Annotated in this window: 18 protein-coding genes; 8 read left to right on the forward strand and 10 right to left on the reverse strand. The window is 69.9% G+C overall.

Annotated features, from left to right (window positions below):
- On the forward strand, positions 1 to 774 hold the full coding sequence (locus OV208_RS27690) for a DNA-methyltransferase (RefSeq protein WP_267576926.1): 774 nt from the start codon (positions 1 to 3) through the stop codon (positions 772 to 774).
- Here OV208_RS27690 and OV208_RS27695 read toward each other — a convergent pair.
- Entirely contained in the window at positions 753 to 1,391 is a 639-nt protein-coding gene (locus OV208_RS27695; protein ID WP_267576927.1) for a hypothetical protein, read from the reverse strand. The two genes, OV208_RS27690 and OV208_RS27695, sit on opposite strands and share 22 nt — an antisense overlap.
- A 110-nt stretch (positions 1,392 to 1,501) precedes the next feature.
- On the opposite strand from OV208_RS27695, the gene OV208_RS27700 reads away from it, so the two are divergent.
- The 3 genes from OV208_RS27700 (at position 1,502) to OV208_RS27710 (ending at position 5,297) form a co-directional block, all read left to right on the forward strand.
- Positions 1,502 to 2,779 (forward strand): dicarboxylate/amino acid:cation symporter, encoded by a 1,278-nt coding sequence (locus OV208_RS27700; protein ID WP_267576928.1) that lies wholly within the window; start codon positions 1,502 to 1,504, stop codon positions 2,777 to 2,779.
- A 74-nt stretch (positions 2,780 to 2,853) separates the two neighbouring features.
- A complete protein-coding gene (locus tag OV208_RS27705) occupies positions 2,854 to 3,336 on the forward strand; it encodes an FKBP-type peptidyl-prolyl cis-trans isomerase (RefSeq protein ID WP_267576929.1) in 483 nt (160 codons plus the stop codon).
- A 65-nt stretch (positions 3,337 to 3,401) separates the two neighbouring features.
- Complete coding sequence (locus tag OV208_RS27710; RefSeq protein WP_267576930.1) at positions 3,402 to 5,297, forward strand: OPT family oligopeptide transporter; 1,896 nt, start codon at positions 3,402 to 3,404, stop codon at positions 5,295 to 5,297.
- A gap of 15 nt (positions 5,298 to 5,312) precedes the next feature.
- Here the strand turns inward: OV208_RS27710 and OV208_RS27715 are convergent, their stop codons facing one another.
- From OV208_RS27715 to fusA, 3 genes are all read right to left on the reverse strand, one after another.
- Complete coding sequence (locus tag OV208_RS27715) at positions 5,313 to 6,233, reverse strand: flagellar motor protein MotB (RefSeq protein ID WP_267576931.1); 921 nt, start codon at positions 6,231 to 6,233, stop codon at positions 5,313 to 5,315.
- A gap of 150 nt (positions 6,234 to 6,383) precedes the next feature.
- Entirely contained in the window at positions 6,384 to 8,327 is a 1,944-nt protein-coding gene (locus OV208_RS27720) for an ABC-F family ATP-binding cassette domain-containing protein (protein ID WP_267576932.1), read from the reverse strand.
- 105 nt (positions 8,328 to 8,432) lie between these two features.
- Positions 8,433 to 10,550, reverse strand: a complete 2,118-nt coding sequence (gene fusA, locus OV208_RS27725) for an elongation factor G (RefSeq protein ID WP_267576933.1) — start codon at positions 10,548 to 10,550, stop codon at positions 8,433 to 8,435.
- Positions 10,551 to 10,706: 156 nt separating this feature from the next.
- Here fusA and OV208_RS27730 point away from each other — a divergent pair, with 156 nt between their 5' ends.
- On the forward strand, positions 10,707 to 11,069 hold the full coding sequence (locus OV208_RS27730) for a nuclear transport factor 2 family protein (protein WP_267576934.1): 363 nt from the start codon (positions 10,707 to 10,709) through the stop codon (positions 11,067 to 11,069).
- 9 nt (positions 11,070 to 11,078) lie between these two features.
- A complete protein-coding gene (locus tag OV208_RS27735) occupies positions 11,079 to 11,405 on the forward strand; it encodes a hypothetical protein (protein ID WP_267576935.1) in 327 nt (108 codons plus the stop codon).
- Positions 11,406 to 11,421: 16 nt separating this feature from the next.
- Here OV208_RS27735 and sthA read toward each other — a convergent pair whose 3' ends face one another.
- The 4 genes from sthA to OV208_RS27755 form a co-directional block, all read right to left on the reverse strand.
- The gene (sthA, locus tag OV208_RS27740) at positions 11,422 to 12,825 is read right to left on the reverse strand and encodes a Si-specific NAD(P)(+) transhydrogenase (protein ID WP_267576936.1); all 1,404 of its coding nucleotides are present in this window, start codon (positions 12,823 to 12,825) and stop codon (positions 11,422 to 11,424) included.
- Positions 12,826 to 12,925: 100 nt separating this feature from the next.
- The gene (locus tag OV208_RS27745; RefSeq protein WP_267576937.1) at positions 12,926 to 13,753 is read right to left on the reverse strand and encodes a pseudouridine synthase; all 828 of its coding nucleotides are present in this window, start codon (positions 13,751 to 13,753) and stop codon (positions 12,926 to 12,928) included.
- 42 nt (positions 13,754 to 13,795) lie between these two features.
- On the reverse strand, positions 13,796 to 14,014 hold the full coding sequence (locus tag OV208_RS27750; protein ID WP_267577421.1) for a hypothetical protein: 219 nt from the start codon (positions 14,012 to 14,014) through the stop codon (positions 13,796 to 13,798).
- 103 nt (positions 14,015 to 14,117) lie between these two features.
- On the reverse strand, positions 14,118 to 14,852 hold the full coding sequence (locus tag OV208_RS27755; protein ID WP_267576938.1) for an RNA methyltransferase: 735 nt from the start codon (positions 14,850 to 14,852) through the stop codon (positions 14,118 to 14,120).
- 272 nt (positions 14,853 to 15,124) lie between these two features.
- Between OV208_RS27755 and OV208_RS27760 the strand changes: the two genes are divergently transcribed.
- Together OV208_RS27760 and pbpC are read left to right on the forward strand one after the other, a co-directional pair.
- The gene (locus OV208_RS27760; RefSeq protein WP_267576939.1) at positions 15,125 to 20,845 is read left to right on the forward strand and encodes an Ig-like domain-containing alpha-2-macroglobulin family protein; all 5,721 of its coding nucleotides are present in this window, start codon (positions 15,125 to 15,127) and stop codon (positions 20,843 to 20,845) included.
- A gap of 6 nt (positions 20,846 to 20,851) precedes the next feature.
- The gene (pbpC, locus tag OV208_RS27765; protein ID WP_267576940.1) at positions 20,852 to 23,215 is read left to right on the forward strand and encodes a penicillin-binding protein 1C; all 2,364 of its coding nucleotides are present in this window, start codon (positions 20,852 to 20,854) and stop codon (positions 23,213 to 23,215) included.
- 7 nt (positions 23,216 to 23,222) lie between these two features.
- Here pbpC and OV208_RS27770 read toward each other — a convergent pair whose 3' ends face one another.
- Both OV208_RS27770 and OV208_RS27775 read right to left on the reverse strand, forming a co-directional pair.
- Positions 23,223 to 24,260, reverse strand: a complete 1,038-nt coding sequence (locus tag OV208_RS27770) for an NAD(P)/FAD-dependent oxidoreductase (protein WP_267576941.1) — start codon at positions 24,258 to 24,260, stop codon at positions 23,223 to 23,225.
- 101 nt (positions 24,261 to 24,361) lie between these two features.
- Positions 24,362 to 26,170 carry a CotH kinase family protein gene (locus OV208_RS27775; RefSeq protein ID WP_267576942.1) on the reverse strand — a complete coding sequence of 603 codons (1,809 nt, stop codon included), beginning with the start codon at positions 26,168 to 26,170 and terminating at the stop codon, positions 24,362 to 24,364.
- Positions 26,171 to 26,285 lie beyond the last annotated feature (115 nt).

Consider the following 26,285-nt stretch of genomic DNA (forward strand, 5'->3'; position numbering starts at 1 on the left):
ATGACCTCCGACCTGACGCCCGAATCCCTGCGCTGCGTCCGCGCCGATGCGCGCGAGCCCGAGGGCTACCGGGCCGCCCTCGGCGACACGCGCGCCTCCCTGCTCCACACCGATCCCCCCTATTGCCTGCTCACCCGGCGTCGCAAGGGCGGGGATCTGCGCGACCCCCGCGCGCACAAGAAGATCGACCGCAACCCCATCGTCCGCTTCGAGTCCGTGCGCGACTACCGCGTCTTCTCCGACGCCTGGCTGTCCCGCGCCGTCGCGCACCTCACCCCCGACGCGCCGCTCATCATCTGGACCAACCTGCTCGGCAAGGAGCCCATCCTCAGTGCTGCCCGCGAGCTGGGCTATCCCCACCTGCGCGGCGAATACGTCTGGGGCAAGCGCACCACCGACAAGAACGCCAACGAGCAACTGCTGCGCGTCTACGAGGTCGCCCTCGTCATCGCCCGCACGCCCGAACCGCCGCTCGCTCCCGGTGACGCGCCCACCGTGTGGGCCGTGGTCGGTGGCTACGACGACGACGCGGAGGCCACGCAGTGGGGCGGCCACCCGCACCACAAGCCCTTCTCCGTGCTGGAGCCGCTTGTGCGCACCTGGAGCCGTCCGGGGGACACCGTGTTGGATCCGTTCGCCGGCAGCGGCTCCATGCCCTCCGCCGCCCTGCGTCTGGGCCGCCTTCCTGCCTGCATGGAGGTCGAACCCGAGTGGGCCGACCGCGTCACCTGGCGCCTGCGCGACACCGCCCGTCAGCTTCCCAGCGCGCGGTAGTAGCGCGTCTCGCTCCACGTCGGCACGTCGGTGGGACGGTGGTCCCACCAGTTCATCACCAGCGTCCTGCGCTCGCGCGAAGGCCCCGGCAGCTTGCCGTCCGGCACCTGGTTGTCCGCGTCCAGCACCCCGTGCGTCAGCGTCCCGTCGAACACGACCAGTCGGTTGGGACGCGGCGCCACCAGCGTCAGGTCCTCCAGTCGGTCCGGCGCGAGCGACGGATTCGCCGCCGACGGCAACTCCCGCGTCACCGCCAGCGCTCCGCCGCGCACCCGGTTGAGGAACAACACCGACGAGCGCTTCGGATGCACCAGCTTCCCGGTGCTCAGCGCCAGCCGCTCATCCCGGTCCTGGTGGAAGTCCACGCGCACGTCCGTGGCCCGCATGCGCGACAGCCACCACTCCACGCCGGCAATCCGCCGCCCCTTCGCCACGGAGGGCCGCAGCGCGTGGATGACCTCCTCCACCACGTTCTCGGGCGTCCCGAAGGCGTACCAGAACGTCGTCTGGTAGGTGTTGCGCAGGCGCTCCCCCTTGAGCTCCCCCACGCGCCGCGACAGGCGGTGGAAGAGGGCAGGGGGCAGGGCGGTTTCGGTGAGCTGGACGAGGGATTCCACGGTGGGCCGGGAGCTTTCCCCCGAACGCGAGGTGGGCGCCACCTCCTTTCACCGCTAGGCTTCGCGCCCCTTTCCCCTCCAGCGGTCCGGAGGGCGCGGAGACCGCCCGGATGAAGCCCCACCAGAAGATGCTCCTCGGCATTTCCGTCGGCGCGGTGGCCGGGCTCATCGCCAACGCCGTGTTCGGGGACGCGCCCTGGCTCCGCGGCCTGGTCGAGCACGTCACCAACCCCGTGGGGCAGATCTTCATCCGGCTGCTGCTGATGCTCGTGGTGCCCCTGCTGTTCTCCGCGCTCGTCGTCGGCGTGGCCGAACTGGACTTGAAGCAGGTGGGCCGCCTGGGTGCGCGCACGCTGGGCTACACCGTGGTCCTCTCCGTCATCTCCGTCCTTATCGGCCTGCTGCTCGTCAACACGCTGCGGCCCGGGGATGGCTTGAGCGATGAGGCCCGAGCGCTCGCCCGCACGGGCACGCAGATCAAAGCCGCGCCCCCCCCCGGTGACACGTCCGTGGGCGCGCTCTTCATGTCCATGGTGCCTACCAACCCCATCAAGGCCGCGGCGGACGGGGACATGATTGGCCTCATCGTCTTCTCGCTCATCTTCGGTCTGGGCCTGGCGCTCACCCCGGGCGAGCCCGCACTGCGCCTCAAGGAGGCCATCCAGGGGCTCTACGACGTGATGATGAAGCTCATCGACGGGGTGCTGAACCTGGCGCCCATCGGCGTGGGCGCGCTCTTGTTCTCCATGACGGCGCGGCTGGGCTTCCACATCCTGGGACAGCTGGCGTCGTACGTGGGCGTGGTGCTGCTGGCGCTGAGCATCCACATGTTCGTCGTCTACTCGCTGTCCGTGCGCTTCCTGGGCGGCCGCAACCCGGTGGAGTTCTTCCGCTCCTGCCGGCTGGCCATCGTCACCGCCTTCTCCACGTCCTCCTCCAGCGCCACGCTGCCCACCGCCCTCAAGGTGGCCGAGGAGAACCTCCACCTGCCGCGCAACGTGTCGCGCTTCGTGCTCACCGCCGGCTCCGCGATGAACCAGAACGGCACCGCGCTCTTCGAGGGCGTCACCGTCCTGTTCCTCGCGCAGGTCTACGGCGTGGAGCTGGGCCTGGGGCAGCAGGCGACCATCATGTTCATCTGCGTGCTGGCGGGCATTGGCACCGCGGGCGTGCCGGCGGGCTCCATCCCGGTCATCGCCATGATTCTGGGCATGTTCAACATCCCGGTGGAGGGCCTGGGCCTCATCCTCGGCGTGGACCGCTTCCTGGACATGTGCCGCACCACGCTCAACGTCACCGGAGACCTGGCCGCCGCGGTGTACGTGTCGCGCGGGGAGCCGCCCGACCGCCCGGTCGGCGAGGAAGCAGCGGAGTCCCCCGCGTCCTGACGTCGCCGTCCCCCGGTTCCACCTTTGCCCGAAGTCTCACTCCGTCGTCCCTGAAGCCAAGGAGCTTCCTCCGCATGAAGATCGCCAACGGTCGCGTCGTCGCGCTCGAATACCGCCTCCATCTGGGAGACGGAGAGGTCATCGACCAGAGCGCCCCGGGCCAGCCGCTCGCCTATCTGCACGGGCACAAGCAGATCGTCCCCGGCCTGGAGGGCGCCCTGGACGGACTGGACGTCGGGGAGAGCAAGCAGGTGGTGGTGACGCCGGAGCAGGGCTACGGCCAGCACAACCCCGAAGGGCTGCGCACCGTCCCCCGCACGATGCTGCCCCCGGGCTTCACGCCCCAGGTGGGCCAGACGCTGATGGCCCAGACGGAGGAGGGCAACGTCCCCCTGCGCATCCAGACCGTCAATGACGACTCCGTCGTGGTGGACCTGAACCATCCGCTCGCGGGCAAGACGCTCCACTTCGCTGTCACCGTGCGCGAAGTGCGTGACGCGACGCAGGAAGAGCTCACCCACGGCCACGTGCACGGGCCCGGCGGCGCGCACGCGTAAAGGCGCCGTCCCCGTGCAGGGACCGTTTCGTTCTCCATGGGGGCGTGCACTATCTTCGCGCCCCCATGGCTCCTCCCGTCCCGAACCCCAGCCAGCTCCGCGTCCCCGCGCCCGACCCTGACGCCGTCCCGGAGCGGCCGGGTGCCTCCGCGGCGATGGATCCAGAGCTGTACTGGCGGGAGCACGTCTACCAGGGCGGCGCGCGGCAGCTCACCGTGCGCGCCATCATCGCCGGGATGCTCATTGGCGCGGTGATGTGCCTGTCCAACCTCTACGTCGTCCTCAAGACGGGCTGGAGCCTGGGCGTCACCATCACCGCGTGCATCCTGGGCTTCGCGGTGTTCGGCACGCTGCGCTCGCTCCGGCTGCTCACGAAGGAGTTCACCGACCTGGAGAACAACGCCATGGGCTCCGTGGCGTCCGCGGCCGGCTATATGACGGGCGGAGGTAACATGGCCGCGGTGCCCGCGCTGCTGATGCTGACGGGGACGCTGCCGTCCGCGGGCTGGCTGATGGTGTGGTTCGGCGTCATCTCCGCGCTGGGCGTCTTCGCCGCCATCCCCATCAAGCGCCAGCTCATCAACATCGAAGCGCTCCCGTTCCCCACCGGCACCGCCACCGCGGAGACCATCCGCGCCCTGCACGGCCACGGTGAGGTGGCCCGCCAGAAGTCGCGCCTGCTGGGCATCGCGGGGCTCGTGGGCGCGCTGCTGGTGCTGGTGCGCGACGCGCGCTTCACCTGGCTGAAGAACCTGCCGGAGAAGGTGAGCCTGCCGTTCAACATCCTGGGCCGCGAGGCCGGCAAGTGGTCGCTGTCGTTCGACTTCAGCCTGCTGCTCATTGGCGCGGGGGCGCTGGTGAACTTCCGCACCGGCTGGTCCATGCTGCTGGGCGCCTTCCTCACCTACGGCTTCCTCGCGCCGGAGATGTTCACCCGGGGCGTCATCCCGGAGGTGACGTACAAGGCCATCAACGGCTGGGCGCTGTGGACGGGCTCCGCGGTGCTGGTGTCGTCGGGCCTGCTGTCGTTCGCCTTCCAGTGGAAGAGCGTGGTGCGCTCCTTCTCCGCGCTGGGCGGGCTCGTGGGCCGCAAGCCGAAGGAGGACGCGAAGGTGGATCCGCTCGCGGACATCGAGTGTCCCCCGGCCTGGTTCCCCCTGGGCTTCGCGCTCCTGGGCCCGGTGGCCGTCTTCCTGATGGCGTACCTGTTCCAGATTCCGTGGTGGGCCGGCGTGCTCGCGCTGCCGCTGGCGGTGGTGATGGGCGTCATCGCGTCGCGCGTGACGGGGGAGACGGACACCACGCCCACCAAGGCGCTGGGCCCCGTCACCCAGCTCATCTTCGGAGCGCTCGCCCCAGGCAACATCCCCGCGAACATCATGAGCGCCAACGCCACGGGCGGCGTGGGGCTGCACTCCGCGGACCTGCTCACGGACCTCAAGTCCGGGTGGCTCCTGGGCGCGGCGCCGCGTCAGCAGTTCTTCGCGCAGCTGTTCGGCGTCGTCGCGGGCGCCGTCGTCATCGTGCCCGTCTTCAACCTGCTGGTGCCGTCCGCGGACGTGCTGGGCACGGAGCAGTTCCCCGCGCCCGCGTCCATGGTGTGGGCCGGCGTGTCCAAGATGTTGGCCACCGGCGTGTCCGCGCTTCACCCCACCGCGCGCGTGGGCGCCCTGTGTGGAACGCTCCTGGGCGTGACGCTGGTGCTGTTGGATCGGTGGGCCCCGCCGAAGGCGAAGGCCTTCATCCCCACGGCGTCGGGCCTGGGCCTGGCCATCGTCATCCCCGGCTCCAGCTCCATCAGCCTCTTCGTGGGCTCCGCGCTGGCCGCGCTGCTGCGCCGGGTGAAGCCGAAGCTGGCCGACGACGCTGTGCTCCCCGTCAGCTCCGGTTTCATCGCGGGCGAGAGCCTGCTGGGCATCGCCATCGCGATGGTGAAGGCCTTCGGCTTCATGCCGAAGTAGCGGCGCGGGGCTGCTTCAGTCCACCTTGCTGGTGGCCCAGGACAGGCCCGCGACGAAGCGGAACGTGGGTGTGTCCAGGCCCGCGCCCACGCCCGGGCCACCCATCACATACAGGTCCAGGCTGGACAGGGCATGGCGGCGGATGGCGATGAGCAGCTCCGCCCCCACCTGGCCCCCCTGGAGCGGCACGCCGGCGATGACGCTCACCTCGCCGCGCGTCACCTCGCCGCCCCGCGACGTCACCGTGGCGCCGAATCGCAGCTCATTGCCCAGGATGTCGCCCTCCGAATAGGACACGGGCCGCAGGTCCTGGCGCTTGCGCAGGTACACGCCTGCCTCGCCGCCCACCTGGAAGCCTTCGCCCACGTAGCCCAATTGCAGACGCGGATGCCACGCGTAGTCCTCGTACGCCTGCGCCGTGCGGCTGCCCACCGGCAGGCCCGCCGTCATCTCCAGGGCCACGTTGATGGGCGCGCCCAGGGACTGGCGCAGGACGGCCGCGCGAGCGCTCAGCCACGGCGTGGCGAGCCCTCCCGTCTTGGGCGGCGCGTACTCCAGCGTGGGCTTTCCACCCTGCATCAGGATGAAGGGCAGCTCCGCCCCGACGTCCAGCCACGACAGCACGCCGTAGCCCAACGTCAGATGCGCGGTCATCTTGTTCTCGACGAGCCCCGTGCCCTCACCCGGCTCCCAGCGCGTCTGGAAATGCATGGGCAGCTGCTCGTAGTGGTAGTTCAAACCCACCCGGAGCTGCCCCGGCGCCAGCGTCCGGCCCGTCCCCACCACGAGCGAACCCAACGCTCCCGGATCCAATCGCAGTCGTTGCAGGTCAAACTGTGGAAGCGGCCCCGTGGGACCGCTTTCCAGGGCGTGGGCGGACAGCGGCAGGGTGAACAGCGCGGCGGCGGCGACGAGTACAGAGGCCGGACGGAGCACTTCACAACTCCTGTGTCAGGGACGCGAGACAGTGAGACCCGAGCGGCGAGACTCTAGTCCGAGTCCCGCGTTCCTGAAATCCTACGCAAGGACAGGCGTGTGTTGTTTGCCTCGCGCAACGATTCTCACCCCTGCTCCCGTGGCCGTGACTCAGGCCGGGGCTGCCGCCAGGTCCTGCAATTCCTGCCATCGCGCATAGAGCCGCTCCACCTCGGCGCTGGTGGCGTCCAATGACTGCTGGATTTCCGCCGCCTTGGACCCGTTGCTGTAGACGTTCGGGTCGGCCAACTGGGCCTCCAGGCCGGCCTTGCGCTTCTCGGCGACCTCGATGGTGGCCTCCATGCCGTCCAGTTCGCGCTGGTCCTTGTAGGAGAGCTTCGCCATCTTCTTCGGCGCGGCCTTCGCGGGCGCTTCCACGCGTGGCGGCTCGTCCTTCTTCGCCTCGTTCTTCTTCGCGGCGGCGGCGGCCTTGAGGGCGGCGGCCTGCGTCTGCTCGCGCAGCCGCTTGTACATGTCGTAGTTGCCCTCGTAGCGGGTGACCTTGCCCTGTCCGTCGAAGGAGAGGATGGCGGTGGCCACCTTGTCGAGGAAGTAGCGGTCGTGCGTCACCAGCAGCGTGCTGCCGGCGAAGTCCAGCAGCAGCCGCTCCAGGATGTTGAGCGTGACGATGTCCAGGTCGTTGGTGGGCTCGTCCAGCACCAGCACGTTGGCGCCTTCCAGGAACAGGCGCGCCAGCAGCAGCCGGTTGCGCTCGCCGCCGGACAGCGCGCCCACCTTCATGCGCTGCATGGGCACCGGGAAGAGCAGGTCCTCCAGGTAGTCGCGCAGGGCCACCCGGCGGTCCGCCAGCTCCACGTGGTCCTCGCCGTTGGAGGCCGCCTCGTACACCGTCTGATCCGGATCCAACTGGGCGCGCTGTTGGTCGTAGTAGGCGACCTTGGTGTTCTTCCCGATGACGAGCTTCCCCTCGTCCGCGGGGATTTCGCCCAGCATCACGCGCAGGAAGGTCGTCTTGCCCACGCCGTTGGGCCCCAGGAAGCCCACGCGTTCGCCGCGCTGGAGGCGGAAGTCCACGCCGTCCAGCACCTTGCGGTCCCCAAAGGACTTCTTCAGGCCTTCCGCTTCGATGACGGTGTGGCCCAGCCGGGGCGCCGCCACCACGCGCAGGTCCGCCACCTTGGGACGCTGGAAGCCCTTCTCCGCCAGCAGCTTCTGCGCCCGCTCGATGCGCGCCTTGCTCTTGGTGCGCCGCGCCTCCGGGCCCTTGCGCAGCCACGCCACTTCCTGGGCAATCCAGCGCCCGCGCTTGTGCTCCGCCGTCTCCGCGTTCTCCTGCGCGACCAGCTTCTGCTCCACGTAGGCCGCGTAGTTGCCGGGGTAGGAGACGAGGCCGCCACCGGGCTGGATTTCGACGATGCGGTCCACCAGGTCGTCCAGGAAGTAGCGGTCGTGCGTCACCAGCAGCAGCGCGCCGGGCAGCTTGTCGAGCTCATCCTCCAGCCAGTCCACGGTGTCCGCGTCCAGGTGGTTGGTGGGCTCATCGAGCAGCAGCAGGTCCGGGCGGGTGAGCAGGGCCCGGGCAATGGCCACTCGCTTGCGCAGGCCTCCGGAGAGCTGTGACACCGGCCGGTCCCAGTCCTTCACGCCCAGCCTGTCGAGCAGCATCTTGGCGTGGTGTTCGGTGTCCCAGCCGCCCGCCTGTTCGATGCGGTCGCTCAGGACGGACATCTGCTCCAGCATCTTCTGGGTGGCGTTGGCGGGGTCCGCCTCCAGCTTGCGCGACAGCTCCGCGTGCGCGTCCAGGGCCGCCTTGAGCGGGGCCTGGGACACGGCCAGCTCGCTCTGCACCGTGGCGCCTTCGCCGAACTCCGGCTCCTGGGGCAGGTAGGTGACGCGGGCGCCCCGGCGCAGTTGCAGCTCGCCCAGGTCCGGCTTGGAGGCGCCGGCGAGGATCTTCATCAGGGAGGACTTGCCGGAGCCGTTGACGCCGACGAGGCCCACGCGCTCACCCTCCTCGATGGTGAAGGTAAGGCCCTCGAAGACGGTGCGGCTGCCGAAGGCGAGCTGGACGTTGGCGGCGCGGAGCAGCGTCACGGGGAGAACCTCTGGAAAGAGAAGGGGAGGAAAGCGAAAGGGCGCCCCCCACTTGAGTGAGGGAGCGCCCTTCCTACTGCCAGAGCGGCGTCTGGGAAGCCCGGACTACTTGCGGGCGGCCTGGTCCGCGGCCTGCTTCTCGCGGTACGTCGTCATCAGGGCTTCGGCCTCGTTCTTCGGCACCTGCGAGTACCGGGCGAACTCCATCGTGAACTCGCCCTTGCCCTGGGTCGCGGAGCGCAGGTCGGTGGAGTAGCCGAACATCGTGTTCAGCGGCACCTCGGCCACGGCCGTGAGGTAGCCCTCGGCCGTCTCCGTGTTGAGGATGGTGCCACGGCGCTGGTTCAGCTGACCGACGACGGAGCCCTGGAACTCCTCCGGCGCGCTGACTTCCACCTTCATGACGGGCTCCAGGATGATGGGCTTCGCGGAGGCGTAGCCCTCGCGGAAGCCCATGATGGCGGCCGTCTTGAACGCGTTTTCAGACGAGTCGACCGCGTGGAAGGCGCCGTCGTTGATGACCACGCGCAGGCCCACCACGGGGAAGCCGATGAGGCTGCCCTTCTTCACGGCCTCGGCGAAGCCCTTGTCGCACGCGGGGATGAACTCGCGCGGGATGGAGCCACCGACGATGTCGTCCACGAACTCGTACTGCTGCACGGCGTCCGAGGGCAGGGGCTCCACGTAGCCGCACACGCGCGCGAACTGACCGGAACCACCGGTCTGCTTCTTGTGCGTGTAGGCGAACTCGCCCTTCTGGCTGATGGTCTCGCGGTACGCCACCTGCGGCTTGCCGGCCTTCACTTCGCAGTCGTACTCGCGCTTCATGCGCTCGATGTAGATTTCCAGGTGGAGCTCACCCATGCCGCGGATGATGGTCTGCCCGGACTCTTCGTCGCGCGACACGCGGAAGGTGGGGTCTTCCTTGTTGAAGCGGTTGAGCGCCTTGGAGAAGTTGGTCGACTTGGTGCGGTCCTTCGGCTCCACGGCCAGCGAGATGACGGCATCCGGAACGAACATGGACGTCATCGTGTAGCTCACGCTGCCGTCGGTGAACGTGTCGCCGGACGCGCACTCGATGCCGAACAGCGCGACGATGTCGCCCGCGGTGGCCTCGTTGACGTCGTTCATCTGGCTGGAGTGCATGCGCACGATGCGCGGCACCTTGACCTTCTTCTGGTTCACCTGGTTGACGATGAAGTCGCCCTTGGTGACGCGGCCCTGGTAGATGCGCATGTACGTGAGCTGCCCGTACCGGCCGTCCTCCAGCTTGAACGCGAGACCGACGAAGGGCTTCTCCGGATCCGACTCCAGGATGACCTTGGCCTCGTTGTTCTTCTGGTCGAGCGCCTCGTTGGACGCTTCCTTGGGGCTCGGCAGGTAGCTGCACACCGCGTCGAGCAGCAGCTGCACGCCCTTGTTCTTGTACGCGGAGCCGCACATGACCGGCGTCATCTTCAGCGCGATGGTCGCGCGGCGCACGGCCTCACGCAGCTGCTTCTCGCTGATGTTGTCCGGGTCGGTGAGGAACACCTCGCCCAGCGTGTCGTCCACGTTGGCGATGCCTTCGATCATCTCCGCGCGGCGCAGCTCGGCCTCGTCCTTCATGTCCGCGGGGATGGCCTCCTCACGGATGTTCTCGCCGTTCTCGCCGTCGAAGTAGTACGCCTTCATCGACAGCAGGTCGATGAGGCCCTGGAAGCGGTCCTCCGCGCCGATGGGGTACTGGAGGCGCACCGCGTGGTGGCCCAGCTTCTCCTTCAGCTGCAGGGCCACGCGGTCGTAGTTCGCGCCAGCGCGGTCCATCTTGTTGATGAACGCGATGCGCGGAACCTTGTAGCGCTTCATCTGGCGGTCCACCGTGATGGACTGCGACTGCACGCCCGACACCGAGCAGAGCACCAGGATGGCACCGTCGAGGACGCGGAGCGCGCGCTCCACCTCGATGGTGAAGTCCACGTGTCCCGGCGTGTCGATGAGGTTGATGTTGTAGTCGCCCCACAGCGCGAACGTGGCGGCGGACTGGATGGTGATGCCCTTCTCACGCTCCAGGTCCATCGAGTCCATGATCGCGCCCACGCCGTCCTTGCCGCGGACCTCGTGGATCTCGTGGATCTTGCCCGTATAGAACAGGATGCGCTCGGAGAGCGTCGTCTTGCCCGAGTCGATGTGGGCAGAGATACCGATGTTACGAATCTTCTCGATGGTTGCGCTGGTGGCCACGATCCGGTCCTTCTTCTCTTGAAAAAATTGCCTGAGGGAACAGAGCAGGCGGGGCCCTTACTTCCCACAGGTCTCAGTTACCAGACAAATCCGCACGATGCGGGGCGTACATCCGCCTACGTTCCGCCATCTGCATACAGCTGAGGCTTCATAACAATGAACGCGAGCGAAAACTTCTCCCTGGCCCGCGCCTGGCTGCGCGCCTTCAACGCCCACGACGTGACGGCCCTGGTGGCGCTGTACGCCGAGGATGCAACGCACACCTCGCCCAAGATTCGCGTCCTCCACCCGGAGACGGGAGGGCGCCTGGTGGGCCGGCCGGCCCTGGAGCGGTGGTGGAAGGACGCCATCGCCCGGCTGCCAGGCCTGCGGTACGAGGAGACGGCCCTCACCGCCGACGGGGACCGGGTGTTCATGGAGTACCTGCGGCACGCCCCGAATGAAGCGCCCCTGCCGGTGGCGGAGGTGTTGGACGTTCGGGACGGGCTCATCGTCGCGTCGCGCGTCTACCACGGATAAGGTGCCCCCATGGCGAACCCCCTCAATTTCGACCGGGACTTCGGTTACCTGCTGCCCTTCATGGACAAGGTGGCGTCGGCGGCGTCGGACCTGCCGGACGCCTCCGCCCGCGAGGAGCTGGTGCAGCTCATGGTGGAGGAGAAGCTCCGCTGGGAGCGGATCCGCTCGCTCCTCCAGGGGGCCTCGGGCCGGGGTGCGCCCTCCATCCAGCCCCGCGAGGCGTCCCGGCAGCCCTCGGCCGCGCCCGTGATGGCGCGCGTGTCGTCGGATGACGTGAACCGGGTGGCCCGGCGCGAGGCGGGCTTCACGGTGGGAAGCCTCAAGGACTCGCGCTGAAGCGGGCTCCGTTGGATCAGGCGCTGCTGACGCGCACCTGATCCAACGCGTCGTAGGTGGCGGCCTTGTAGGCCTCCGACAGCGTCGGGTAGTTGAAGCAGGTCTCCACGAAGAGCTGCGCGGTGGAGCCGGTGAGCAGCGCGGTGAGCCCCACGTGCACCAGCTCCGAGGCCTGCTCTCCCAGCACGTGCACGCCCAACAGCTTCATGTCGTCGCGGTGGAAGAGCAGCTTCAAGAGGCCCTGCCGCTCCCCGATGATCTGCCCGCGCGGGTTGTTGTCGAAGGTGGCTCGGCCCACGACGTACGGGATGCTGCGCGCGCGCAGGGACTCCTCGGTGTCGCCGGCCATGGAGACTTCCGGGATGGTGTAGATGCCGTAGGGGAGGATGGGCGTCAGCGTGCGCTTGCCCGGCCCGAAGGCGTGCTCCATCGCGATGCGGGCCTGCTCCATGGACGTGGAGGCCAGGGCCGGGAAGCCGATGACGTCTCCCACCGCGTAGATGTTTGGCACGGCCGTCTGGTACGCGAGCCCGACTTCAATCTGCCCGCGCTTGCCCTGCTTCACGCCCAGCGCCTCGATGCCCAGGCCCGCGGTGTTGGACGTGCGGCCGGAGGCCACCAGCACCTGGTCCGCCTCCAGCACCTCGCCCGTGGACAGCTTCAGGCGGATGGGCTCCTCGTGGGACTCCGGGACGTGCGCGGACTCCACCACCTGGCCCAGGCGCAGCCGCACGCCCAGCGTCTCCATGCAGTCGCGCAGCAGTTGGCCGATTTCGGCGTCCAGGAAGGACAGCAGCTCGTTCTTCACCTCCACCAGCGTCACCGGGATGCCGAGCGCGGCGAACATGCACGCGTACTCGCAGCCGATGACGCCTCCGCCCACCACCACCAGCGTGCGGGGCAGGGTGGTGATGTCCAGGATTTCATCCGAGTCATGCACGCGCGGATCGCCGAAGGGGTACAGCGGCGGGCGGTAGGGCGACGAGCCGGTGGCGATGAGGACGGTGGGGGCGGCGAGCGTCGCCACCACGGCGCCATCGTGGGTGACCTGCACGGTGTTCGCGTCCAGGAAGGAGCCCTTGCCCTGGAACACCGTCACGCCGTGGCGCTGGAGGTTCTTGTGGATGCGCTCGCGCTCCATCTGCTTCACGCGGCGCTCGCGGAAGAGGAAGTCGGAGACGGTGGCCTCGTGGCGCAGGGTGGCGTCCACGCTGTAGAGGCCGCGCGCCTTGAAGCCGGACAGGTGCAGCGCCGTCTCGCGCAGCGTCTTGGAGGGAAGGGTGCCGGTGTTGGCCGCGGTGCCGCCGAGCACCGGCTCGCGCTCCACCACCGCCACCCGCTTGCCCGAAAGCGAGGCTTGGATCGCGCCCCACTCTCCGGCCGGTCCAGAGCCGATGACCACCAGGTCGAAGTCCGCCATGGGCCGCACCCTATCCCTTCCGGCGGGCTGCGCTAACCGGGAAGTCACCCGCCGGGCGCCTGTTTCCCAAGCACCGCTGGAGCCCAACCCTGGAGACCCGTCAGGCGTCCTCGGTCTCGGGGGCGGCGGTCGCGGTCGCGCGGCCGGTGTAGTGCAGCTTGTCGCGAACCTCCGCTTCGGTGAGCAGCCGGAAGCCGCCCTCGGGCAGGTCGCCCAGGACGATGTCGCCCACCGCCTCCCGGTGGAGCGCGCGTGCGGGCAGGCCCACGGCGCCCAGCATCCGCTTCACCTGATGGTGGCGGCCTTCCGTCAGCGTCACCTCCACCGTCTTCTCGTCGCGCACGCGCACAAGGGCGGGGCGGGCGGGGCCGTCATCCAGCATCATCCCCTGGCGAAGCGGCGCCACGCGCTCCTCGTCCGCGATGCTGAACACCGTGGCCACGTAGCGCTTGGGCAGGTTCGTCTCCGGTGACGTGGCGTGGGCGACCAGCTTGTCGTCGTTGGTGAAGAGCAGCAGGCCCGTGGTGTCCACGTCCAGCCGGCCCACTGCGTGCCACGTGAAGCTCGCGAGCTCCGTGGGCAGTTGGGGCAGCAGCACCTCGAACACGGTGCCGGTGCGGTGCTGGCGCGCGGTGGAGGACAGCACGCCCGCGGGCTTGTGGAAGGCGAGCACGTGCGTGGGCGCCACCTTGCGCACCGGCAGGCCGTCCACCTTGAGGACGGCGTCGGGTGGCACGGGCGTCAGGTGCGTCTTCACCACGTGGCCGTTGATGCTCACCCGGCCCGCCTTGATGGCGGCCTCCGCGTCCTTCTGGGGCATGGCGCCGGCGCGAGCGAGTGCCCGGGACAGCCAGTCCGGCTTCTCCTTGCCCTCCCAGCGGTTGGGGCGGGGAGGGGACTTCGGCGGCCGTTCGGGCTTGCGAGGCATGGGCGCGGCACTGTAGCCGCGCGGGGCGGCGGTGCGTTGGGGTTACTTCCGGACCTCTTCATCCGGATCGTCTCCCTCGGCGGAACCGGGCGTGCGGCCGGGCTCGTCACCGTTGGCCATGCGGTGGGGTTCGTCCTCGAATTCGCCGTCCTCCGCCGTCTGGGGCGTGCGGCCGGGCTCCTCCGGGCGGTCCTCATGGGGCGGGGCCAGCTGGCCGGGGCCGGGCTCGGTGCCTCCCATGATCATCGATTCGTAAGGCATGTGGTTCACGTGGCGCTCCTCCCTGCGAGGGGTTCGGCACTTTCGTGAAAGGTAGCGACGCTCCGGGGTCCTGCCCGAAGGGCCAGGACGTCCCCCTGCCTGCTCAGCCCCCGTCCCTGGGGGGCGGGAAGTGCTTTCGCACGGTGTGCAGCGCGGCCAGCCACAGCCGGGCTTCGTTGCGCGTGAGCCGGGAGCGTCGCAGGGGCGCGAACAGGTCCCTCACCGCCGTGCGCCCGGGCTGCTCATCCACCAGGAAGCCCCCGGTGGTCAGGAGCGTCTCCAGCGTCGCCTCCACCCGCGCCAGCTCCGCGTCGGTGGCGGCCAGCGGCAGGGGCCCGGGGGGCGGCGCGCTTTCGGCGAGCGCGGCCATCCGCACCTCGTAGGCGTAGAGCAGCACCGCCTGCGCCAGGTTGATGGAGGGCTGCTCCGGCGCGGTGGGCACCGCGGACAGGTCGTGGCAGCGCTCCACCTCCGCGTTGGTGAGCCCGCTTCGCTCATCCCCGAAGACGAGCGCCACCGGGCCCTGCGCCGCCCGGGCCACCAGCTCTTCTCCGACGGCGCGAGGGGACAGGCGACGTTTGCCCTCCACCTTGCGCGAGCTTGTCCCCACCACCCAGACGCAGTCGGACACGGCGGCCTCCAGCGTGTCCGGCCGCTTCACCCCACCCAGCACGTCCTCCGCGTGCACGGCGAGCCGGTGCGCCGGCCCCAGGTCCTCGACCTCCGGCGTCACCCAGGCCCAGTCGGACAGGCCGCAGTTCTTCAGGGCGCGGGCGGCGGCGCCCAGGTTCTCCGCGTTGCGCGGGCGCATGAGGACGAATCGGACGGGCAGCACCATGGGCTGGCAACCCTAGCGCTCCGGCCGACTCCCGGGGTCCCCCAGTTGACCGCCACGCCCCTCCGCCTCCAGTCTGCGCGCCGAAATCCCGCGTCCCGAGCGCGTCCGGACACCACGCGAGTGTGGCTGCCTGGACACCCTGTGGGCCCGCGGACGCGCACGGGGGAGCGCCGGCACGTGGTCGCCGGGCCGCACTTTCCGTGCGCCTCCGAGGTGCCCCACGCGCGGCACGCGGAATGAAATCGGTCCCGCCGCCACCCCCGGAGGAAAACATGTCCCCGCAGTCCGCTGTCCCGCCCAGGCCCCCGCGCGCACCCCGTGCCCGCTGGCTGCTGTCGGCGTTCCTGGTGGGCTCCCTGCTCGCCAGTTGCAAGCAGGAACCCGCGTCACCGCCGCCCGCCGCCACCCCCTCCACCTCCCCTGGGACGGCGGATGCCACGAAGCCGGGCACCCCTCCGGTCGCCGCCCTGATGCGGACGGAGACGCTGACGCCGGTCATCCACGAGCTGGCCAGCGAGAACAGCCTCCCCGAAGGCATCGTCGTCGAGTTCTCCCGCCCCGTGCGCCCGGGCAGTGAGTCCGTCCTGGGCAGCGTGCTGACGATTTCGCCCCCCGTGGCCGGCAGCCTGTCGTGGACCGGGCCGTCGTCGCTGCGCTTCACCCCGGCGGCCTCCGGCTTCACGGCCGGCGCGACGTACACCGTGTCCGTGGACTCGGTGGGCACCGATGCGGGCGTCGTGAAGCCGCCGTCGGAGCGGGCGTGGCGCTACAACTTCACCACCTACGCCTTCAAGTTCGTCCAGGTGGTGCCCACGCGGATGGACCTGACCAAGGGAGTCGTGGAGCTGAGCGTCACCTTCTCCGGCCCCGTGGACCTGGCCGCCGTGCGCTCCCGGTCGAGCTTCCGCGTCGGGGACGCTGGCATCACGGACGTGAAGTGGACCACCCGCGCGGACACGCGCAACTCGCTGGCCGTGACGCTCACCCACCCGAAGCTGCGGGCCGCGGCCATCGTGCAGTTCGCGCTGCGCGACGGGCTGGCGCAGGCGGGAGCGCCCGACACGCGCGCTCCGGCGGCCAACGCCAGCTTCCCTCTGGCCGGCGGCAAGCGCACGGACATCACCTACGTCAGCCTGGAGGAGGGCGCCAACGGCTACTTCTTCGAGGTGAGCTGCCGCGACGTGGAGGCGGACGCGTCCCCCAGCCCTGTCGATGAGCGGTGGGATTCCTACTACTACGACGACGACAACCGGGGCTGCACGCTGAGCGACGCCGTGGCCGCGGAGGCCCTCCGCTTCAAGCCCAAGGTGAAGTTCACCGTCGCGCCGTCGCGCCGTGGCTTCCGCATCTTCGGTGACTTCAAGCGCGGCCCGCACACGCTCTCCATCGCGGAGGGCACGCCCACGGTAGGTGGCGGCACCTTCCTGGGCGCCTTCTCGCGCGGCTACTCCGTGCCTGCGCGCGCTCCCCAGGTGCGCTTCTCCACCAGCGGTCGCTACCTGCCGCGCAGCGCGTGGAAGAACCTGCCCTTGCAGCACCTCAACCTGGAGGAGGTGACGCTCACGGTGCGCAACGTGCCGCCGGAGAACCTCGTCTACTGGATGAGCGATGACTCCGACGAGAAGGCGAGCGAGCGGACCAGCAACGTGCTCTTGCGCAAGGACGTGCCGCTCAAGTCGACGCCGGACTCGCTGCTCACCACCTACGTGGACGTGGCCTCGCTGGTGCCGTCCACCACGCGCGGCCTCGTGGAGATCACCGCCGAGCGCGGCGACTACCGCGCCGCGTCCCGCATCCTGCTCACCGACCTGAGCCTCGTCGCCAAGAAGGGCGGGCCCGCGCCGGGCTCCAAGGACTCCGGCGAGGTCTGGGTCTGGGCGCTGGGCCTGGAGAGCACCGAACCCTTGTCCGGCGTGGAGGTGTCGCTGGTGAAGAAGAGCGGGCAGACGGTGGCCCGCTGCACCACGCAGGGGGACTCCGGCTGCCAGCTCAAGGTGCCCGCGCCGGACGCGGATGACAGCGTGCCGTTCGCGCTCGTGGCCCGGAAGGGTGACGAGCTGACGTACCTCAAGTACGACGAGCTGAAGACGGAGATCGCCAACTCGGACGTGCAGGGCGAGCCGTACCGCGCCGAGCAGCCCTACCGCGCTTCGCTCTGGTCGGACCGCGGTGTGTACCGCCCCGGTGACACCGCGCATGTGGCCGCGGTGCTGCGCGGCCAGGACAACCTGGCGCCGCCCGTGGGCATGCCGGTGGAGGTGCGCGTCATCGACCCGCGCGAGCGTGAAATCCGCAAGGAGACGCTGAAGACGAACGCGGCGGGCCTGGTGTCGTTGGATCAGACGTTCGCGGCCTTCCAGGACACGGGCCGCTATTCGGTGCGCCTGAAGATCGCCGACCGCGAGGTGGCCTCCTACGGCCTGAGCGTGGAGGAGTTCGTCCCGGAGCGCATGAAGGTGACCGCGGCCACGGAGGCCCCTGGCTACAAGCAGGGCGCGGAGATCCCCGTGGCCGTGGAGGCCGCGTACCTCTTCGGCGGTTCGGCGGAGGGCAGCCCGGTCGAGATGACGTGCCGGCTGGAGTCCGCGCCCTTCAAGCCCAAGCAGAACGGGCAGTACACCTACGGAATCTGGCGCCAGGACGGCAACGAGCCCCGGCCCGTCACGCTGGGCCAGGTGAAGGGCACGCTGGATGCGAAGGGACAGGCGCTGCTCAAGTGCCCGGCGCAGGCGGCGTCGGGGCCCGTCAAGGGCGCGTCGCGGCTGTCCGCCGTGGCCAGCGTCTTCGAGTCCGGCAGCGGCCGCGCCACCATCGGCGAGGCGAACGTGCCGGTGCACCCGGAGGCGTACTACCTGGGCCTCCAGGCCAACACGCAGAAGGTGAAGGCGTCCACGCCCTTCACGGTGTCGGGCGTGGTGGTGGACTGGAACGGTCAGCTCGTCGCCGACGGCAAGGGGCCGAAGACGGTGGAGCTGGAGTACCAGTTGCTGGAGGAGAACTACGGCTACTACTACGACGAGGAATCTGGCTACGAGCGCTACCAGCGCTACCTGCGTCCCCAGCGCGACGGCCAGTTGACGGCGAAGGTGGAGGGCGGCCGTTTCACCGCCACCGTGACACCGGGCCGCGACGGCGCGGGCTACCTCGTGCGTGCTCGCGCGGGTGCCACCCAGTCGGATTTGGCGCTGGAGGGTGACGGCCGCTACTACTGGTGGGGCGAGGGCTCGCGCGTGGATCAGACGCCGCGTCCGATGAAGCCCACCGCGCTGGAGCTGTCGCTGCCCGCGAAGGGCAAGGTGGGCGAGGCCCTCACGGTGAAGGTCAAGGCGCCCTACCGGGGCCGCGTCCTCTTCACGGTGGAGACCGACCGCGTGCTCTTCACGACGTGGAAGCAGGCGGAGCCCGGCGAGGTGTCCTGGAGCTTCACGCCGACGGAGTACGCGCCCAACGTCTACGTGAGCGCGTTCCTCGTGAAGGATCCGCACCTGGAGTCCGCCAAGGCCTTCATGCCCGACCGCGCCTTCGGCGTGGGTAGCATCTCGCTGGAGCCGGTGGACTTCACCCAGGCCGTCACGCTGACGGTGCCCAAGGAGGTCCGCTCCAACGACACCCTCACCGTGGACCTGGCGCTGGAGGGCGTGGAAGGCCCCACCTTCGCCACCGTGGCGGTGGTGGACGAGGGCATCCTGTCCCTCACGCGCTTCCAGAGTCCGGATCCGCTCAAGGAGATCTTCACCCGGCGCGCGCTGGGCATCCAGACCTTCGAAACGGTGGGCTGGGCGCTGCTCGTGCCGCCCGGAGGCAACTCCAGCTCCACGGGTGGTGACGAGGGCGGGGCCGCGGGCCGCGTGCAGCCCGTCAAGCCGGTGGCGCTGTGGAGCGGCGTGGTGGAGGTGCCGGCCTCCGGCAAGCTCCGCGTGCCCTTCAAGTTGCCGCAGTACCGGGGCGCGGTGCGGGTGATGGTGGTGACGGCGGGCAACAAGCGCATCGGCCGGGCCAGCGCGCAGGTGCTGGTGCGCGACCCGCTGGTGCTCCAGACGACGCTGCCTCGCTTCCTCACCCAGAACGACGACATCCAGATTCCCGTCTTCGTCACCAACCTGTCCGGCAAGGCGCAGGACGTGAAGGTGACGCTGGCGGCCGAAGCCCTGGCGGTGCCGGGGATGGCGATGCCCGCGGACGTGGGCTCGCCGCTGAAGCTGAGCGGCAAGAACGAGGGCCGGGCCCGGCTGGAGGATGGCAAGTCGCGCACCTTCGTGTTCCAGGGCCGCGCGGTGCAGTCCGTGGGCGCGGCGCGGCTCATCGTGACGGTGGAGGGCGGTGGCTACACGTCACGCGAACAACTGGACGTGCCGCTGTCCCCGGCCGGTCCGCGCGAGCGCAGGATTCAGCAGGTGGAACTGGCGCAGGGGACGACGGACCTGGGGCCGCTGCTCCAGGGCTGGGTGCCCACCACCGAGCGCACCACGGTGTGGGTGACGAACAATCCCTACGCGAAGTCGCTCCAGCACCTCTCGTACCTGGTGCGCTACCCGTACGGCTGCATCGAGCAGACGACGTCCTCCACCCGGCCGCTCCTGTACGTGAGCCAACTGGTGGAACGGGTGGACCCCACGCTCGTCTCCACGGCGAAGGTGGAGGACATGGTGCAGTCGGGTATCAACCGGGTGCTGTCGATGCAGACGTCTTCGGGCGGCTTCGCCTACTGGCCGGGTTCCCAGGAGCCCGTGGGTTGGGGCACGGCCTACGCGACGCACATGCTCCTGGACGCGCGCAAGCTGAAGTACCCGGTGCCGGAGGACCGACTGGAGAGCGCGCTCACGTGGCTGGGCAACGAGCTGACCCAGAACGAGGGCAAGCTCAGCCGGGACGACCACTACGGGCACGCGGAGCCGTACATGCACTACGTGCTCGCGGCCGCGGGCAAGGGACGCAAGGCGCGCGTGCAGGCGCTGGTGACCGCGCTGGAGACGGGCGCGAAGAAGAAGCCGCTCACGGGTGAAGAGCTGGAGGACCAGTACATGCTCAAGGCCGCGCTGTGGCTCTCCGGCGACCGTCGCTACGAGAAGGATCTGCGCGGTCCGGACCTGTCGCCCGTCACCGACGAGCGCAAGAACAACTGGTCGTTCTATTCCGACCGGCGTCGGCGCGGCATGCTGCTGAGCACCTTCCAGGACCTCTTCGGCGACGCGCCGGAAGGCGAACCGCTGGCGCGCATGGTGGCGACGGCGCTCCAGACGCGCTCGTCGGCGTACTACTCCACGCAGGAGCTGGTGTGGGGCATCACCGGCCTGGGCAAGCGGCTGCAGGGCACGGCGACCAGCTTCACGGCGCCCACGCTGATGGCCGGTGGAAAGGCCGTGGCGGCCAGCCCGGAGAAGGACGCGCGCGTGTCGGACCGCACGTGGTCGCTGGCGCGCGCCAGCGAGCGGACCGGCTTGTCGGTGGAGATGAAGGACAAGGGGACGGGCTCCGTCTACCTCATCGTCAACAGCGAGGGCGTGCGCACCACGCCGGAGGTGAAGGTGGGTGGCCAGGGGCTGACGCTCAAGCGCACCTGGCACTCGCTGGATGGCACCGCGCTGGACCTGAAGTCGACGCCGGTGAAGTTGGCGGACCTCATCTACGTGCAACTGGAGGTCACCAACACCACCGGCGAGCGCATCCAGAACATCGCGCTGGTGGACCGGTTGCCGGCGGGCTGGGAGATTGAAAATGCCCGCCTGGGCCGGGGTGGCAGCGTGGACTGGGTGTCCGCTGAGGAGCAGTGGGCCCCGGACTACGTGAACGTGCGCGACGACCGCATGGAGGTGTTCGGCGCGCTGCAGGCCCGTGAGACGAAGAAGGTCGTCTACGCGGTGCGCGCGGTGACGGCGGGCTCCTTCACGCTGCCGTCCGCGGAGGCCGAGGCGATGTACGACTCCGAGACCTGGGCCCGCGAATCGGCGGGCACGGTGCAGGTGGTGGGCCCCTGGAAGGACGACCTGCTCTAGGCCCCCATGCGTCGCCTGCATCTGAGCAAAAGGAAGTGGGTGGGGGGGCTGCTGGCGGGGCTCGTGCTGCTGTGCACGGGCCTCGCGGCGGCCTGGTGGGTGCCGTTGCCGGAGCGGTTGGCGGCGCCCCCCTCGGTGGTGATGGCGTACCGGGATGGCTCGCCCGCGTACGTCTTCCTCGCCCCGGACGAGCGGTGGCGCATTCCCGCGCCGAAGGACCGCATCGACCGGGCCTATGTCCGCGCCCTGCTGGCGCTGGAGGACAAGCGGTTCTTCCAGCACCCGGGCGTGGATCCGCTCGCGGCCCTGCGCGCCGTCGGCCTCAACTTGAGCCGGGGGCGGCGGGTGTCGGGCGCTTCCACGCTGACGATGCAGTTGGTGCGCGTGCTGGAGCCACGGCCGCGCACGTTCACCTCCAAGGTCGTGGAGTCGTTCCGCGCCGCGCAACTGGAGGTGCGGTTGTCGAAGCAGGAGGTGCTGGAGGCGTATCTCCAGTTCGTGCCGTACGGCCGCAACGTGGAGGGAGTGGAGGCGGCGGCGCTCGCGTACTTCGGGCACACCGCGCAGCACCTGAGTCCGGCGGAGATCTCCACGTTGCTGGCGGTGCCGCAGAACCCGAACCGGCGGTTTCCGTCGCCGGAGAACACGGCCCGGTTGCGCTCGGCCCGGGACGACATCGCGAGGCGGTTGTTGGAGTCGGGGGGCCTGGGCGTGGAGGGGGTGGCCTCCGACGTGGTGCTGGAGGAGGTGCGCGCGACGCAGGTGCCGGACGTGTTGAAGCCGTTCCCCCGGGAGGCACCGCACGCGGCGGTGTGGCTGAAGGCGCGCCGGCCGGACGTGGCGTGGCTGAGCACGACGCTGGACGCGGGCACGCAGCGCCTGGTGGAGCGCACGCTGGGCGACGCGGCCCGGCGGCTGGAGCGGCAGGGCATCCACAACGGCGCGGTGGTGGTGGCGGACCGCGACTCCGGCGAATTGCGCGCGCTGGTGGGCAACTTCGACTTCTTCGACGGGAAGAACGGCGGGCAGATCATCGGCTTCGCCACGCCGCGCTCTCCGGGCTCGGCGCTCAAGCCGCTGCTGTACGCGCTGGGGATTGATCAGGGCCTGGTGGGGCCGGAGACGCTGGTGACGGACATCCCGGCGGCGTACGGCGGGTATGCGCCGCGCAACTTCGACGGGCGCTTCCAGGGGCTTGTGCGCATGGAGTCCGCGCTGTCGCAGTCACTCAACCTGCCGTTCGTGAAGCTCCTGGAGCGGCTGGGCGTGGAGGGCTTCCTGGGCTCGCTGCGACAGGCGGGCGTCACCAGCCTGGATCCGCACCCGGGGCACTACGGCCTGTCCGCGGCGGTGGGCGGGCTGGAGCTCACGCCCCTGGAACTCGCGGGCATCTACCTCTCGCTGGCGGGGGATGGACAGGCCCGGCCGCTGCGGGTGCTGGCGGAGGAGCTGGGGCCCGCGAAGAAGGCCCGCGCGCTGGTGTCACCGGGAGCGGCGTGGCTGACGCGGCAGGCGTTGTCGCTGCGCGACCGGCCGGACTTTCCGGAGCGCCGACGGCTGACGGGCCTGCCCGCGCGGGTGCACTGGAAGACGGGCACGAGCTTCGGCAACCGGGATGCGTGGGCGGCGGGTTCGGGGCCGAAGCACACGGCGGTGGTGTGGCTGGGCAACTTCAACCACGCGTCCAGCGTCCACCTGGTGGGCGCGGAGAACGCGGCCCCGCTGTTGTTCGATATCCTGGAGGGCGTGGGGCCGCGCGGCGCGCTGTTGCAGGAGGAGGACGTCGCGCCGCCGAAGGACTTGGTGCGCGTGGAGGTGTGCGCTTATTCGGGGCACCTGCCGACGGACGCATGCACGCAGCGCAAGACGGTGGACGCGGTGCGCACGGCGGTGCCGACGACGCCGTGTCCGTATCACCACCGGGTGGAGGTGGATGTGGAGTCGGGCCTGGCGGTGACGCCGAGCTGCCGCGCGGGGCGCCAGACGGAGTCGCGCGTGTACCTGACGTGGCCGTCCAGCCTGCGCCGATGGCTCGCGGAGCAGCAGCGCCAGTTGCCGGAGCCGCCCCCGCTCGCGCCCGGTTGTGTCGCGGGAGGGGAGCGCGACACGCCCATCATCCTCTCGCCCCCGGAGGGACAGGTGGCGCTGCTCATCCCCGGCATGTCCGCGAGGGAGCAGGAGGTCCCGCTGGAGGCGGAGGCCGCGCAGGACCGGGAGCTGACCTGGTTCGTGGACGGCGCCTTCCTGGGCACCGCGCGCGCCGCCGAGCGCCTCTGGTGGCGGCCCTCGGTGGGCACGCACGACATCCTCGTCACCGACGACCGGGGCCTCACCGCCCGCCGCACGCTGGTGGTTCGCGAGCGCGAATAGCACTGGCTCAAGGACCGCGAACGCCTTCGACCACCCGACGGGCCAGCGCCACGCCACTGAGGAACGCACCCTCCACGCGCGGCCCCGCGCACCAGTCGCCGCAAGCGCCCAGCCCTGCCTCCGCGTCGTACAGGGCTGGCGTGTCCAGGGGAGGGGAGGGCATCGCGAAGCGCCAACGGTGGGCTACCGCCTCCACCGCGCGCACGCCCGTGCCCAGGGCTTGAGCGAACGCCTCCAAGAGCTTCGGAGCCACCTCCTCCGGCGTCTCCTCCAGGTGCGCGGCGCTGTACTCCGGCGACCCGTGCAATACCCACCGCTCCCCCGAAGCCCGCCCCGGTTTGCTCGCCTCGCGCGCCACCCACGACAACGGCGAGTCCTTCACGAACGCCCCATCGAGCGCCAACGCTACGGGCTCCTCGAACCGGGCCATCACCGCCCAGCACGGCGACAGCCGAGCCCCCTTCGCCTGATCCGCCAGCGCGGGAGCCCCCGCCAGGAGAGGCACGGCCTGCGGAGCGGGAACCGCGGCCACGACCACCTCCGCCAGTCCCAGGTCCTCGCCCGAGTCCGACGTCAGCCGCCACGCCTTTCCGTCCCGCGACACCCGCTCCACCCGGACCCCGCTCCGGAGGTCCAACCCCTCCGCGAGCACCTTCGCCACCGAGTTCATCCCCGGCACGCCCACGTACCGCACGGACTCCTTCGCCGAAGGCGCCACCGCCCCGCGCTCCAGCGTCCCGATGCGGCCCTGCCACTCCGCCGCGACCCCTTGCGCCACCCACGCCTCCACCAGCGCCACGAAGAGCGGATCCCTCGCCGTGAAGTACTGCGCCCCATGGTCGAACGTGCCGCCATCCGCACCGCGCCGCGTGGCCAGCCGCCCGCCCGGTCCACGTCCCTTGTCCAGCACGCGCACGGGAAAGCCCGCTCCCGTCAGCACCCGGGCGAGCGTCAGCCCCGACACGCCCGCGCCGATGACTGCCACGCGGGGCAGGGGACCACCACGGCGAGGCAGCAGGTCATCCAGAGCGCGAGAGGCGGGCATGGTCCGGGTGCTAACCCGTTCCACCCCGCCCCGCACGTGCCCTGCTCAGCGGTTGATGCCCGGCGGACAGCGGACCCACGGCCCGCTGTCCGCGCGACGACTCAGCGCGCCTCCCAACCCTTCTCGCCGCGGGCGTAGTGCCTGCCCGAGGGCAGCTCGCCGTAGAAGAGCAGGTCCTTCATGCCCACCACCGACTTGCCGTCGAACAGGCCCACTTCGCCCTTGGCGGGGAAGGTGATGCCCAGCGCGGCGGCATCCAGCCGCACCGCCTGACCCGGCGCCACCGTGATGCTGCCCAGCACCACGCCCGTGGGCGGCGCCACCTGCGTGGGCGCATGGTCACTGGCCGCCAGGCTCACCCGCAGGTTTGTCGTCAGCGTCATGCCCTGGAGCGACACGGCCTGCGTGCCCCGGTTGGTCACCTCCACCCAGCCCGCGCGGGGGTCGAAGGCCCCCAGCACCAGCGTGGACTTCTGCGCCGCCAGCCGCTTCACCTCCGCCTTCACGAATTCGCGCCGCACCTGCACGAAGCGCTTCATGTACGCCTTGCCCGCGGTGAAGCGCGCGTAGTCCATGTACGGGTCGGTCTTCATGGACGGATCCACCAGCGCGTGGAGCTGGTCGATGTATGGGTTCATCACCTCCGGGGTGAAGAGCTCCTCCAGCGCCTTGTCCAGCCGAGCCTCCAGCCGGGCGCGCAGCACGGGGTTCATCACCACGCGCGTGCCCAGGTTGGAGAACACCGGCAGGTAGCCCGGGTAGCTGGCCGTCTCCAACTTGCGCTCCTGGTACATCTTCTCCACCCAGCCATCCAGCAGCGTGAAGTTGAACAGCGGGTGCTTCATGTTCTTCGTCGTCGCGGACATGTCCTGGACGGTGTTCGTGTACCACCAGCGCGCGTCCGCGTTGTTCAGGTCCCAGGGCACGTAGCGCCAGCGCCCGGTGATCTTGTCGTTCAGGAAGTAGCTCTCCGAATCCTCCACGTAGTTGTTGGACATCAGCGCGTCCAACACCATGGAGCGCACGTAGGACTCCACCTCCAGGTTCTTCTCCAGCGTGGTGACGAACTCCGGCTCCGGCGTGTGGTTGATGACGTCCAGCACCTTCCACAGCGCGTCGTTGGGCTCCTTCTCGTTCGTCTTCTTCACCCAGTCGCCCTGGTAGGGCACCTTCCACGTCTTGAACTCCGTGTCCTTCCATCCCGCGCGATAGATGGACGCATCGTCGTCCGGCAGCTCATGCGCCTTGAGGAAGGCCTTGTTGACCTGCTCCACCTCCAGGAACACGCCCTCGTACTGGCCATTCACGGACAGCCGCACGAACTTCGCCGTGGACGCGGGCACCCGCATCGCCGTCAGCAGGTCGTAGGCGATCTTCTCCGCCAGCATCGACGCGTCGGCGTACTCAGCGATGAGGTTGAGCGACGTACGCCCCTCGAACTTGTCCTTGTCCGCGAAGCTGACGTTCCAGCTCTTCTTGTCGAAGAAGCGCGCGGATGCGCCGCGCAGCCGCACCTTCACGGGCAGCGTCTTGCCGTTGGCCTGGAACGTCGCGTCCTGCTCCTCCGTCCACGGGTCGGCCTGGAACTTCGCCATCGCCTCCGCGGGGATGACCAGCGCGTACTCCGCCATCGCCACCTGCACCTTCGGCAGCGTGAAGGGCCGCTCCACCTCCGGAACCGGTGGCGGATCCACGGGCGGTGGATCCACCGGAGGCGGTTCTGTCGGAGGAGGGTCCACGGGAGGTGGATCCACGGGCGGTGGATCCACCGGGCCCTGGGGATCGGTCGTGCCGGGATCCGTGATGCCGGGATCCGTCACGGCGGGAGGAACATCGGGATTCGACGAACCGGCACCACCGCACGCGGCCAGCAACATCGAGAGACTGAGCAGGAGCCTTGAGCGCATCATTGACCTGTCCAGGAGCAAGGCGTGTGCCTCCCAAGGGACGCGTCGGATGGTCCCCTACACGCCCTGCGGGGTTGGCAAGTGGCCTCTTCAAGTCCACCGGACCGCCACGGATGGG

The sequence above is a fragment of the Corallococcus sp. bb12-1 genome (assembly GCF_026626765.1).
Taxonomy (GTDB): domain Bacteria; phylum Myxococcota; class Myxococcia; order Myxococcales; family Myxococcaceae; genus Corallococcus; species Corallococcus terminator.

Coding starts and splice junctions, on each gene's coding strand:
- OV208_RS27690 (WP_267576926.1), top strand. CDS start 1: ATGACCTCCGACCTGACGCCCGAATCCCTGCGCTGCGTCCGCGCCGAT.
- OV208_RS27700 (WP_267576928.1), top strand. CDS start 1,502: ATGAAGCCCCACCAGAAGATGCTCCTCGGCATTTCCGTCGGCGCGGTG.
- OV208_RS27705 (WP_267576929.1), top strand. CDS start 2,854: ATGAAGATCGCCAACGGTCGCGTCGTCGCGCTCGAATACCGCCTCCAT.
- OV208_RS27710 (WP_267576930.1), top strand. CDS start 3,402: ATGGCTCCTCCCGTCCCGAACCCCAGCCAGCTCCGCGTCCCCGCGCCC.
- OV208_RS27730 (WP_267576934.1), top strand. CDS start 10,707: ATGAACGCGAGCGAAAACTTCTCCCTGGCCCGCGCCTGGCTGCGCGCC.
- OV208_RS27735 (WP_267576935.1), top strand. CDS start 11,079: ATGGCGAACCCCCTCAATTTCGACCGGGACTTCGGTTACCTGCTGCCC.
- sthA (WP_267576936.1), bottom strand. CDS start 12,825: ATGGCGGACTTCGACCTGGTGGTCATCGGCTCTGGACCGGCCGGAGAG.
- OV208_RS27745 (WP_267576937.1), bottom strand. CDS start 13,753: ATGCCTCGCAAGCCCGAACGGCCGCCGAAGTCCCCTCCCCGCCCCAAC.
- OV208_RS27750 (WP_267577421.1), bottom strand. CDS start 14,014: ATGCCTTACGAATCGATGATCATGGGAGGCACCGAGCCCGGCCCCGGC.
- OV208_RS27755 (WP_267576938.1), bottom strand. CDS start 14,852: ATGGTGCTGCCCGTCCGATTCGTCCTCATGCGCCCGCGCAACGCGGAG.
- OV208_RS27760 (WP_267576939.1), top strand. CDS start 15,125: ATGTCCCCGCAGTCCGCTGTCCCGCCCAGGCCCCCGCGCGCACCCCGT.
- pbpC (WP_267576940.1), top strand. CDS start 20,852: ATGCGTCGCCTGCATCTGAGCAAAAGGAAGTGGGTGGGGGGGCTGCTG.
- OV208_RS27770 (WP_267576941.1), bottom strand. CDS start 24,260: ATGCCCGCCTCTCGCGCTCTGGATGACCTGCTGCCTCGCCGTGGTGGT.
- OV208_RS27775 (WP_267576942.1), bottom strand. CDS start 26,170: ATGATGCGCTCAAGGCTCCTGCTCAGTCTCTCGATGTTGCTGGCCGCG.